The organism is Lapillicoccus sp., assembly GCF_025353065.1.
Lineage (GTDB): Bacteria > Actinomycetota > Actinomycetes > Actinomycetales > Dermatophilaceae > Lapillicoccus.
Genome location: NZ_JANXRJ010000092.1, coordinates 1 through 11848 on the forward strand (window position 1 = coordinate 1; position 11848 = coordinate 11848).

The 11848-nt window shown below is 70.7% G+C and carries 9 protein-coding genes; 3 read left to right on the plus strand and 6 right to left on the minus strand.

All coding sequences use genetic code 11. The features are described from left to right. From Q0R63_RS07665 to Q0R63_RS07675, 3 genes are all read right to left on the minus strand, one after another. On the minus strand, positions 1-1235 hold a 1235-nt coding region (locus tag Q0R63_RS07665), incomplete at its 3' end, for an ABC transporter ATP-binding protein (RefSeq protein ID WP_295695960.1). A 156-nt stretch (positions 1236-1391) separates the two neighbouring features. Continuing rightward, complete coding sequence (locus Q0R63_RS07670) at positions 1392-3812, minus strand: M1 family aminopeptidase (RefSeq protein ID WP_295695962.1); 2421 nt, start codon at positions 3810-3812, stop codon at positions 1392-1394. Between the two features lie 34 nt (positions 3813-3846). After that, the gene (locus Q0R63_RS07675; RefSeq protein ID WP_295695964.1) at positions 3847-4755 is read right to left on the minus strand and encodes a MerR family transcriptional regulator; all 909 of its coding nucleotides are present in this window, start codon (positions 4753-4755) and stop codon (positions 3847-3849) included. Between the two features lie 232 nt (positions 4756-4987). Here Q0R63_RS07675 and Q0R63_RS07680 point away from each other — a divergent pair, with 232 nt between their 5' ends. Then, positions 4988-5272, plus strand: coding sequence for a WhiB family transcriptional regulator (locus Q0R63_RS07680; protein WP_295695966.1), 285 nt, complete (start codon positions 4988-4990; stop codon positions 5270-5272). Between the two features lie 34 nt (positions 5273-5306). Here Q0R63_RS07680 and Q0R63_RS07685 read toward each other — a convergent pair whose 3' ends face one another. The 3 genes from Q0R63_RS07685 to Q0R63_RS07695 are packed head-to-tail and all read right to left on the minus strand — an operon-like array spanning position 5307 to position 8066. After that, positions 5307-6341 carry an alpha/beta hydrolase gene (locus tag Q0R63_RS07685; protein ID WP_295695968.1) on the minus strand — a complete coding sequence of 345 codons (1035 nt, stop codon included), beginning with the start codon at positions 6339-6341 and terminating at the stop codon, positions 5307-5309. A gap of 35 nt (positions 6342-6376) precedes the next feature. Next, positions 6377-7399 (minus strand): 1-aminocyclopropane-1-carboxylate deaminase, encoded by a 1023-nt coding sequence (locus tag Q0R63_RS07690; protein WP_295695970.1) that lies wholly within the window; start codon positions 7397-7399, stop codon positions 6377-6379. Positions 7400-7412: 13 nt separating this feature from the next. Beyond that, a complete protein-coding gene (locus Q0R63_RS07695) occupies positions 7413-8066 on the minus strand; it encodes a GntR family transcriptional regulator (RefSeq protein ID WP_295695971.1) in 654 nt (217 codons plus the stop codon). Between the two features lie 182 nt (positions 8067-8248). On the opposite strand from Q0R63_RS07695, the gene Q0R63_RS07700 reads away from it, so the two are divergent. Together Q0R63_RS07700 and Q0R63_RS07705 are read left to right on the plus strand one after the other, a co-directional pair. Then, the gene (locus Q0R63_RS07700; protein WP_295695973.1) at positions 8249-11311 is read left to right on the plus strand and encodes a choice-of-anchor D domain-containing protein; all 3063 of its coding nucleotides are present in this window, start codon (positions 8249-8251) and stop codon (positions 11309-11311) included. 225 nt (positions 11312-11536) lie between these two features. Further along, a partial coding sequence (locus Q0R63_RS07705) for a hypothetical protein (protein WP_295695975.1) occupies positions 11537-11848 on the plus strand: 312 nt, incomplete at its 3' end.

Consider the following 11848-nt stretch of genomic DNA (forward strand, 5'->3'; position numbering starts at 1 on the left):
CGCGCGGCCCGCCCGGTGAGGTCCTCGGGGATCTCGGCACCCACCTGGGTGTCCTCCTCGCCGGGCAGATAGCGCCCGAGGCGGTCGGCGACGGCGGCCGACCTCTCGGGCTGGGCGCACACGACCATCGTCAGGCGACCGGGCGCGACGGTCAGCCCCGACTCCTCGTCGACGATCTCGGCGTCGGTGGGAAGCGAGCGCGGGTGGGCCGGCTCCTGCCACGGCGGCTGCTGCTCGAGCACCGTGATGGCCTTGCGGGCCGAGACGAGGGTGCGGGTCCACTTCTGGGCCAGCTCGACGAAGGTCCGCATCGGCTGGATGAGGAACAGCCCGTAGCCGAGGAAGCTGACGAGCTGACCGACCGTGAGACTGCCCGTGATGACCTCGCGGGTGCCCACCCACATGAGCGCGACGACGAAGCTGCCGGACAGCAGGACGCCGAGCGCTTCCACGCCGGCCTGCCACCACCCGGCACGCACGCCGGCCCGCCGCACCTGCTGGGACTGACGGGCATACCCGTCGCCGAAGGTCTCCTCGCCCCCGATCCCCCGCAGGATGCGCAGCCCGGCCACGATGTCGGTCGCCATCGAGGTCAGCGCGGACGAGCGGGTGCGCTCGATCCGCTGCCACCGCTGCATCGGCCGCAGCAGCGGGGCGCCGAGCAGCACGAGCAGCGGGGCGGCGAGGAGCACGAGCACCCCGACGCGCACGGACGTGGCGAGCACGATGCCGGCCACCACGAGATAGGCGAGGAGCTGGCTGACGGCCCGCGAGCCGATCTCGAAGAAGGCCCCGAACTGGTCGCTGTCGATGCCGGAGACCGACAGGACCTCGCCCGTGGGGACCCGCCGCGACGACACGTGGCCGAGCTGCAGCGTCTTGCGGGTGACGAGCATCGTCGTGCCGTAGAGCGCGACGAGCCACTGCCGGACGACGAGCGTGTGGTAGGCGATGCCGCTCGCCGCCCCGATGACCGTGACGACGCCCAGCAGCACGAGCCACCCCACCGACGCCCCGGGGTGGCCGGTCGCGATGCCGGAGTCGATGGCCCGACCGATGATCCACGGACCGACGGCCTGCGGGATCGTCCAGATCAGGGCGACGCTCAGGGAGGCAAGGACGAGCCGGCCCTGCTGGAGCACGAGCGAACCCATGAACGCTGTCGGGGTGCGCGTATCGGGCACGTCGGCGGACGCGTCGACATAAGCCCCGATGTGGGGCGGGAAGTCCTCCATGGCCTCACCACTCTAAGAGAGGGCACCGACAGGGGTCGACCGGGTTTTCCTCGTGCGCCGGCGGCGACTTTCCCCGCCTGTGCAAACAACGCGCAACTCAGGGTGCTGGGTCGAATCGAACGAGTCGCAACCCGACGTCGGAAGACTCTGCCGATCTCACCCGGCGACGGTCAGGTCGTCGTACCAGTCCTGCCACTGCCTCCGCAGCCGCGGCTCCAGGTCGCCGGCGAGCGCGTCGGCGAGAGCCTGCAGCTGGTCGGGGGACAGGGCCAGGCCCGGGGTGCAGGAGCCGAGCAGCGCGGCGAAACCGGCACCGCGGCGCATGGCGAGCGCCTGCGCGCCGGTCAGGTATGCCGCGACCTGCTGGGCAGGCAGCGTCCCCCGGCCGGTGGACCACAGGCCGTCGAGGACGGCCCGCAGCCGCCGGTTGGAGACCCCTTCGTCCTCGACCGCCGCCCACGCGGACCTCTGCGCGTCGGCGTCGGGCACCGCAGCACGGGCCCTGTCGGCCCAGTCCCTCACCTGGGCGGAGTCCTCCGGCGAGGCGCTGGCTGCGACGAGATCCGTTGTCCCCACACCGAGCTCGGCCATCCGCCAGATCAGGACCCAGCGCTGTTCCACGGACAACGGCGCACCGTCGAGGTGGCCCTGCTCGTGCCAGCCGAGCAACACGGAGGGGTCGCGGCACGTCCGGACGGCGCCATCGACGAACGCGGTCGTGGCGGGGTCGGTCGGGTCTGCCGAGCGGCTCAGCCGGCCACGACAGGCGGTTGCGACAGCCTCGAACCCTGCCCGCACCTCCTCGGCGGACCGGCAGACCTGGAGGCCGCGACCCAGTGCCCACCGCAGGACGGCCCGGACGACCGACGGCTCGCTCTCCTGGGGCAGCTGCGCCTCGACGCCGGCGAGGAAGTCCCCTGGGCTCAGCTCACCGGCGTGCAGCCGGGCGAAGGCGTTGGCCCAGATCTGTGCCCGGTGGACGGGGTCCACCACGCGCGACACCTGACGCCGCAGCGTGTCGTCGTCCGGCGTTCTCAGGCTGATGCGCGCGTATGTCTCGCCCCCCGCGTTCGGCAGGATGAGGTGACCGTGCCAACCGGCCAACACGACCGGGTCGATACCCACCTCGATCTGCCGCACGTCCACAAGGGCCAGCGAATCGTCATAGGCGGCAACGGAGATGGTGTGCCGCCGGCTGCCCAGCCGGCGCACCACAGGTCCCGCCTCGGTGTCGGTGACCTCGATCGTGTCGAAGCCGGTGGTCGACAGCCAGGATCGCGCCCAGCCGACGACGTCGTGGTGTGGCGCGGCGGCCGCCAGGCAGTCGACGAAGTCGTCGAGACCGGCGTTCGCGAACGCATAGCGATCGAGGTAGGTGTTGACCCCGGCGAAGAACTGCTCGTCTCCGAGCCAGGTCGCCAGCTGGCGGATCAGCGCGTTGCCCTTGGCGTAGGAGATCGCGTCGAAGTTGCTCGCGGCGGCCGCTGAGTCGGGCACGTCGGCAGCGGTGGCCGCGACGGGATGGGTGGAGCGGCGACCGTCTGCGACATACCCGAAAGGCTTTCGCGCGATCTCGAAATCGACTGGTGCACGGGGATACCCGGCGGCCTCGCTGGCGACCCGGTAGCCCAGGTAGTCGGCGAAGGACTCGTTCAGCCAGATGTCCTCGTACCAGCGCATGGTCGCCAGGTTGCCGAACCACATGTGCGCCATCTCGTGGGCGATGGTCGACGCGCGCGTCTGGCGGGTGGTGAGGTCGATGGTCTCAGGCAGCAGCTCGTCCTGATACATCACGCACCCCGGCGTCTCCTGCGCTCCCCAGTTCTGGCCGGGCACGAAGACCTGGTGATACGAGCCGAACTCATAGGGAGCGGTGAAGAGGCGCCCGTAGTGCGCGAAGCACGACGTGGTGACCTGCCGCAGGTCGGCGAAGTCCCGATCGAGGGCGGAGGAGAGCGACTGCCTCGCGTGCCAACCGAATTCGCGGCGTTCGTCGACCCAGGTGATCGACGCCCAGCGTCCGGCGCAGACGACGAACTGCGTGATCGGGATCGGTTGTGTCGTCGCGAAGCTCCAGCGGCCGTTCGTGACGCCGACCAGCCGCCCGTTGGCCAGCACCGTCCACCCGGGCTCCGCGATCACCGTCAGGGAGACGGTCGCCTTGACGTCCGGCTGGTCGAAGGACGCGAACACGCGCTGCGCGAGATCGACGCCGAGGTAGGCACCGACGTAACGCTCCTGGTCGACCGGGTCGGTGAAGGTGTGCATCCCCTCGCCATCGGTCACGTAGGGCAGGAAGGCCGTCACGGTCACCTCGTGCAGGTGGCTCGACGCCAGGCCCGCCAACGCCAGTCGCGCGCCGTCGTAGTTCGGGCGGTCGACGGCTACCCCGTCGACCGTGACCGCGACCTCGCTCGCGCCGGCCAGGTCGAGGAACGTGGCGCTGGACTCGGACCGGAACCACACCGTGACGGTGCTGTGGAACCGCTCCGGGTCGCGCAGGTCGAGCTCCACGCTGTAGGCGACCTGGTCGAGGTCCGCCGAGCGCGCACGGGCCTCGGCCAGGGTGAGCGGCATGGGCCGACAGTAGCGGCCCGAGAACGAGGCGGACTCAGTCGCGCTCGCGGGCCTCCAGCAGCAGCGACACCGCACTCTGGAGGTCGGCGGCATACTTCACGACGACGGCCGTGGACGGCGGAAGGGCTGGCTCGGCCGGCCATCCCGGCCCGCCGACGACGACCGTCATCGGTGGCCGGCCCGGGGTCGCGAGCGGTCGCAGGTCGTCGCTGCGCGGCCTCGGCAGCGACGCCCAGAGGAACACCTCGCGGGCCATGGTGCGTTCGACGGCAGCGGCCATCGACGCATACGGCATGCTCGGGCCGAGCATCGTCGTGCGCACGCCGTGCTGGGAGAGCACCGCCTCGAGGACGAGCAGGGGCAGGTGGTGGTAGTCCCGGTCGGCGCTGGTGAGGATGACCGGGGACCCGGTCTGACGCATCGCCTCGCCGCGCGAGACCTGACGCAGCTCGGCGCCCAGGACCTCGCTCACGAGGTGCTCCGACTCGATCCCCAGCTCGCCGCGCGACCAGAGGTCGCCGATCTCGTGGAGGGCGGGGACGAAGACCTCGGTCCAGGACTGGTCCAGCGGCTGCCCCCGCAGCACGCCCCTGATGACGCGCGTCATCAGGACCGGGTCGACGGCGGACGCGGCCGCGATGATCGCTTCGGCCGGCGCCCGGGACGAGTCGGGGACGAGGTGGAGGTCGCTCCGGGCGACACCCGCCCGCTCGGCCCGTGCCCGCACCGCGGCGTCCGTCATGCCGTGCAGCACCTCGGCAGCCGCGCTCGCAGGGAGTCCCTGCCCGGTCAGCTGCGCCATGAGCAGGACGCGGTGGACGTCGTTCTCGCTGTAGCGCCGGTGGTTGCCGGGCGTGCGGAAGGTCGGCCCGACGTCGTGACGCTGGTCCCAGCTGCGCAGCGTCGACGCCGGCACAGCGACCTGCAGGGCGACCTCGCTCACCGTGAGCAGGCGCCCCGAAGCAGCGACGTCAGGGCTACCCGCGTCGCCCACGTTCGCCCCGTCCACCGTGCTCCGCTCCGTTGTCCGCGCCCGTCGGATCGTCCGACATCGGACAACGTTACCTGTGTCACGAAAATTAAACCTCCGCAAGATCTTGCGCAATGCGTTATTTCTTGAGTAAGTTTGCCCTTGTCGGAACGGAAGCCCCGTTCTCAATGGAACGGAGAGTCTCATGACCCAGCACCTCAACCTCCCACCCACCCTGGTGGACTCGTGGCAATGGCAGGAAAATGCGGCTTGCCGGGAGCACGACACCGAGTTCTTCTTCTTCGAGGACCGCGAGCAGGGCGAGGAGCGGAGCCCGAACCGCAACGCCCTCGCGAAGGCGATCTGCAGCAGCTGTCCCGTGGCGCGGGCCTGTCTCGAGCACGCGCTGGCCGTCCCCGAGTCCTACGGCGTCTGGGGAGGAACCACCCCCAAGGAGCGGGCACGGATGCTCTGGACGCTCGCTGGCTGAGAAGGATCGGCCGGGCATGACCAGCTGAGAACGATCACGACCCCCGACGGTCGGGAGACTGGGCTCGGTGCCTGTCGGGGAGCAGGTGCTCACGGAAGAACGCGACGATGTGGTCGCCCGCCGGTTGCGCGGCAGAGGAGGTCCCTCGCATGGTGGTGAACCCGTGCGGGACATCCGGGAACTGGTCCAGCTGCACGGTCGCTCCGGCGGCCTCGAGGCGCGCGGCATACGCAATCCCCTCGTCCGACAACGGATCTCGTCCGGCGGTGGTGACGATAGCGGGTGGCAGGTCGGTGAAGTCCCCCGCGAAGTGGGGGCTCACGGAAGCGTCGTCCGCCCCGGGTGAGTCCGGCCCGAGGTAGTGGCCCCGGAAGGCGTGCATCGCGGCCGCCGTCAGGATCGGCGCGTGCTCGTTCCGCTGGTAGGACGGGGAGCTGAAGGTCAGGTCGGTGACCGGGTAGACCAGGCCATGGACCCGCATCTCGCCCAGCGTCGCGTATGCGGCGTCGTCACCCATCGCCCGTGCCTCGCGGCGCGCGTCGCGGTGGTGCAGGGCAAGCAGCGCCGACAGGTTGCCACCGGCGCTGTCCCCGAACGCCGCCCAGCACCGCGGGTCGAGCCCGCGTTCGTCGGCCTCGGCGAGCAGCTGTCGCAGCGCCTCTCGACAGTCGTCGAGAGCCGCCGGCGCCGGATGCTCCGGGGCGAGACGGTAGTCGACGGAGACGACGATCGCGTCACAGCCTGCGGCGACCAGCCCGCACATCCACTCGGTCATCTCCACGTTGCCGAGCACCCAGCCACAGCCGTGCATGTTCAGCACGAGCGGGCGCACGCGTCGGCCACCGCTCGGCGTGTAGAACCGTAGCCGCAACGGCGCCCCGGTCGGCCCCTCGATCGTCTCGTCGTGGATCCGGACCCCGGCGGGCACGGCCCCCTGCACGATCCGCGCGGCCCAGAGGGGCGTGAACGGTCGCCGGTGCTTCGGCAACGACTCCGCCGACATGTTCTGGATCTTGAGCCAGCCCATCGCGTCGAAGAAGGCACAGAAGAGGCGGTGCCGGAGGTTCATCCGGCCATCAGACCATGGCGGGCACCGTTGGTGCGTCAGGCGAACACCCCGGCATACGCGTTGAGTGCCGGCTGCCCGCCGAGGTGCGCGTAGAGCACCGTGGAGTCGCGGGGGATCTCGCCGGAGGTCACGAGGTCGACGAGCCCGGCCATCGACTTCCCCTCGTAGACCGGGTCGATGATCATGCCCTCGAGCCGGCCGCTGAGCCGGATGGCCTCGACCGTCGACTCGACCGGCACGCCGTAGCGGTCGCCGGCCCACCCCTCGAGCACGGTGATCTCGTCGTCGCGCAGATCGCGACCGACGTCGATGAGGGCCGCCGTGTGCCGCGCGATCCGCGTCACCTGGTCGCGGGTCCGCTCGATGGTGGCCGACGCGTCGATGCCGAGGACGCGCCGGGGCCGCCCCGCCGCACTCTCATGCAGGGCCGCGAAGCCCGCGATCATCCCCGCGTGGGTCGAGCCGGTGACGGTGCACACGACCACGGTGTCGAAGAAGACCCCCAGCGCGCGCTCCTGCTCAGCCACCTCGACGGCCCAGCCCGCGAATCCCAGCCCTCCGAGCGGGTGCTCGGACGCACCGGCCGGTATGCCGTAGGGCGTGCCCCCCGCCTCCTCAACCTCCCGCATCGCCTCCTCCCACGAGCTGCGGATGCCGATATCGAACCCCGCGGGGTCGAGGCGCACGTCCGCGCCCATGATCCGCGACAGGAGGATGTTGCCGACCGTGGCGTTGCCCGGGTCGTCCCACTCGACCCACCTCTCCTGGACGAGGCGGCACTTCAGCCCCAGGTGCGCCGCGACGGCCGCGACCTGACGCGTGTGGTTGGACTGGAACCCGCCGATCGAGACGAGGGTGTCGGCGCCGCTCGCGAGCGCGTCCGGCACGATGTACTCCAGCTTGCGGGTCTTGTTGCCACCGAAGGCCAGACCCGAGCTGCAGTCCTCGCGTTTCGCCCAGACCCGTGCGCCGCCGAGGTGGTCGCTGAGCCGGTTCAGAGGGTGCACGGGGCTGGGTCCGAAGGTCAGAGGATATCGCGAGAAGTCGTTGAGACGCATGGGTTTCCTCGGTTCAGGTGGCGAGCAGGGGGTCGAGGGTCTCCCAGGTCTCGAACGAGACCGCTGCAGCGCCGGGCGCGTCACCGGCGGCGCATCGCTCGATGAGCGCAGCGTGCAGGTCGACCGATCGATGCCCCGCGAGGGACGCGAAACGAGCCAGCTCGACTCGGCGCAACAGGGGCATGTACTGGTCCAGGACAGCCCGCGCGGCAGCATTGCCCGCTGCCGTCACCGGTATGCCGTGCAGCTCGTCGTCAGCGGCCAGCGCACGGTCGGCGTCGCCGACGTCGATGGCGCGGGAGAACCGCGCGTTGGCGGCCCGCATCCGTTCGAGGTCGTCGGCGGTCAGCAGCGGCACGGCTGCCCGCACCACGAGGCCGTGCATCGCGGCGACGACCGACCGGGCGTCCCTGGTCGCGCACACGTCGATCGGTGTCACCGTCGTCGACCGACCGGGGGCGGACGCCACGAGTCCGGCGTCGTGCAGGCGCAGCAGCGCCTCGCGCACCGGCGTGCGACTCACCCCGAGCCAGTCGGCGAGGTCGCGGTCGCGCAGCTGCTCCCCCGGCGCGAAGGTGCCGTCGACGATCGCGTCACGCAGCCGGGAGTAGACGTCGTCACGCAGGAGACTGCGGGCGAGCGATGGCGAGGCCTGCGGGATCGGCATACCGATATATTACATATTTTGCCGATGAGCGTCACGATCATCGCGCTCAAGCTCACAGGCCGCTCCCAGGGTTCTCCCATACCGTCGCCGCCACCAACCTCGCTCGTGTCGCCCTGGGGAGTCTCATGCGGCTGAAGACCGGACGGTGGCGGGGCGGCCGACCCGGCCCCCGGCACCCTTGCGTGTTTCTGGTGCTCCTCCTGTCGCTGACCGGGCTGGTCGCGTCCTCCTCGGCCCGGGCCGACGAGGTCACTGCGTCCGTCGACTCCCTCCGGACGGCATGGGATCCGGCCGAGGCCGGCCTGACGCCCGCAGCCGTCGGCTCCAGCGACTTCGGTCAGCTGTTCTCCGCCTCGGTGGACGGCGCGATCTACGGGCAGCCGCTGGTGATCGGCCCGAACGTCGTCGTCACCACGGAGAAGGCCAGCATCTACGCGTTCGACAAGGTCAGCGGCGCGCTGCGCTGGACCCGCCACTACGGCGCCCCCTTCCAGGCCGCGTCCATCGGCTGCGGCGACCTGACCCCCGACCTCGGCTCGACCTCGACGCCGGTCTACGACTCCACCACCGGCCTGATCTTCCAGACGACGAAGCTCGCCGACGGTGCCGACGCCCAACACCCCCACTGGTACCTCGAGGCGGTCTCGGCCGTGGACGGCACCGAGGCCCCCGGCTACCCGGTGGCCATCGCCGGAACCCCCGCCAACACGCCCGGCCTGCCCTTCGAGGCCTTCACCGCCATGCAGCGGCCCGGCCTGCTGCTCCTGGATGGCGTCGTCTACGCCGCCTTCGGTGCGCACTGCGACATCCAGCCCTATCGCGGCTACGTCGTCGGGGTCAGCGTCCAGAACCACGCCGTGACCACGATGTGGACCGACGAGTCGGGCAGCGGGGCCGACGCGCAGTCGGAGGCCGGCATCTGGCAGTCCGGCGGCGGTCTGGTCTCCGACGGTCCGGGTCGCATCTTCCTCACCACAGGCAACGGCATCTCCCCGCCCGCAGGACCCGGTGACCAGCCGCCGGGCACGTTGGCGGAGTCGGTCATCCGGCTCCAGGTGGGCGCGGACGGGTCCTTGACACCCGCGAGCTTCTTCGCACCGGCCAACGCGCCCACGCTGGACCAGTACGACACCGACCTCGGTTCCGGAGGACCCGTCGCACTGCCCGACGCGCAGTTCGGCACCACCGCACACCCCCGGCTGATCGTCCAGGTGGGCAAGGACGGTCGGGTCTTCCTCCTCGACCGCGACCACCTCGGTGGCCGGATGCAGGGGGCCGGCGGCACCGATGGCGTCCTGGCGATGGTGGGCCCGTTCAACGGCGTGTGGGGGCACCCTGCTGTCTACGGTGGCGAGGGAGGCTACGTCTACACCGTCGAGAACCAGGGCTATCTCCGCGCGCTGTCCTACGGCGTCAACGGCCGCGGCGGCCCGACGTTGACCTCGGTCGGGACCAGTACCGGCACCTTCGGCTACACCTCGGGGTCACCGGTCGTCACCAGCGACGGGACGACTCCCGGGTCGGCCCTCGTGTGGGTCGTCTACTCCTCCGGGCCGACCGGCTCCGGAGGACAGCTCCGGGCCTACCAGGCCGTCCCGTCCGGCGGGATCGTCAAGCAGCTGTGGTCCTCCCCCATCGGCACCGCGGCGAAGTTCACCATGACCGCCACCGACTCCGCCCGGGTGTACGTCGGCACCCGCGACGCGCACCTTCTCGCGTTCGGTCGCCCGGCGACGCCGGCGCTGGCGACTGCTCCCCTCGACTTCGGCCGGATCGCCACCGGTTCGACCAGGACGCTGACCGAGACCGTCACCGCGAGCCGCGACGTGACCGTGCAGTCGGCCACCGGGAGCGGCGCGTTCACGGCGCAGCCGCCGTCGCTGCCGATGCTGCTGCACGCCGGCCAGAGCCTGACCGTCCCCGTCACCTTCGCCCCGACCGGCGCGGGCGACGCGACGTCCACGCTGGCCTTCACCACCGACGCCGGCAGCTATGGCGCCGACCTGCGTGGCTACGGCACCAAGCGCGGCCTGCTGGTCACCCCGGCCGCACTGGACTTCGGTCAGGTGGCTCTCGGGACGGGGGCCAAGAGCCTGTCGGTGAACATCTCGAACAGCGGCCGGCAGGCCACGACGGTGACCGGGATCGGGCTGCCGAGCGCCCCGTTCTCCGCGACCCAGGTCCCTCCGGTCGGCACCGTGCTCAAGCCCCAGCAGACCGTCACGGTCTCCGTCAGCTACGACCCGCAGAGCGTCGCCTCCGACGCGAGCGCACTGACGTTGAGCTCCTCCACCGGGTCGGTCACCGTGCCGCTGACGGGTAGCGCCATCTCCGGCCAGGGCCATCTCACGCTGACCCCGACCAGCACCCGCTTCGGTGCCGTGACGATCGGCACATCGAAGACCCTGACGTTCGACGTCGGGAACAGCGGCAACATCCCGCTCACGATCACCAAGGCCAAGGCTCCTGCCGGCGTGTTCTCCACCGACACACCGCTCCCGGAGGGGCTGACCCTCGCCCCCGGAGCCGTGGTGCACCAACGTGTCACGTTCGCCCCGGTCGCCACGGGTCAGGCCAGCGCGACCTATCTGATCAGCTCCGACGACGGGCAGGGCGGCCTGGTGGAGAGGCTGAACGGCACGGGCAGCACCGCCCTGCCGGCGGCCACCACCTGGCAGCTGAACGGTTCGACGCAGAGCATCGGCTCCACGCTGCGACTGACCGATACCGGTAGCAGCGAAGCCGGCTCGGCGATCTACCAGAACCCCGTCGCCACCAACGGGCTGACCGCGACCTTCACCGCCCAGATCGGCGGCGGCAGCGGCGCCGACGGGATGACGTTCGTGCTGCTCAACCCGGCCGACAGCTCCCCCACCTCGCTCGGCGACACCGGCGGCGGCCTCGGCTACAGCAGCCTGGACGGCGTCGTCGTCGCCCTCGACACCTATCAGGGCGGCACCGACCCGTCCTCCAACTTCCTCGGCGTCGCGACCGGCGTCCAGGGCGACAACCTCTCCTGGACCTCGACCTCGACGCAGATCCGGGCCCTGCGCGGTCAGCCCGTCACCATCACCGTCGCCGTCCACGCGGGGAGCCTCGAGGTCTCGATCGGCTCCACCCCCAAGCTCACGGTGGACGTCTCGTCGGTCCTCGGGCCCACGGCATACGTCGGCTTCACCGCCGGCACCGGCGGCGCGACCGACAACCACGACATCCTCAGGTCGACCGTGGTGCCCGGGAGCTGACCGATCCCGCTGAGGTCGTGGTGACCGCGCCACAGCCGCGCACACCGCGTGCCGCACGCACGACGAAACCACTCGCCATCCCCGCCTACGACACATTGTCCGCATCTCAGGTCGTACCGCGCCTCGACGCGTTGCGCCGTTCCGAGCTCGAAGCGATCAAGCGGCACGAACTGGCCCACCGCGGTCGCCGCACGGCGAAACGGTCCGATTCAGATCGACGGCAAGATGGACGAAGCGGCGTGGGATGCGGCGCCTCCGGTTACGAATTTTCGTCAACACGATCCTGATGAAGGCGCTCTGGCGTCCGAAAAAACCGAAGTGCGAATTCTCATCGATGACGATGCGATTTATGTCGGTTGGCGCCTCTACGACCGCGAGCCCGCCAGGATTCAGTCGCAGCTGGCGCGCCGCGACGATTCGGTGGACGGCGACATCGTCGAAGTCTCGCTGGACAGTTATCACGATCATCTCAGCGCGTTCATCTTCCGTCTTTCTGCCGGTGGTGCGCGGCGCGATGCGACAGTGAGCTCGAGTGGT

What these genes read in the sequence shown, in the direction of transcription:
- Q0R63_RS07685 (WP_295695968.1), bottom strand. Translation starts at nt 6,341, where the DNA reads ATGAACCTCCGGCACCGCCTCTTCTGTGCCTTCTTCGACGCGATGGGC.
- Q0R63_RS07670 (WP_295695962.1), bottom strand. Translation starts at nt 3,812, where the DNA reads ATGCCGCTCACCCTGGCCGAGGCCCGTGCGCGCTCGGCGGACCTCGAC.
- Q0R63_RS07695 (WP_295695971.1), bottom strand. Translation starts at nt 8,066, where the DNA reads ATGCCGATCCCGCAGGCCTCGCCATCGCTCGCCCGCAGTCTCCTGCGT.
- Q0R63_RS07690 (WP_295695970.1), bottom strand. Translation starts at nt 7,399, where the DNA reads ATGCGTCTCAACGACTTCTCGCGATATCCTCTGACCTTCGGACCCAGC.
- Q0R63_RS07680 (WP_295695966.1), top strand. Translation starts at nt 4,988, where the DNA reads ATGACCCAGCACCTCAACCTCCCACCCACCCTGGTGGACTCGTGGCAA.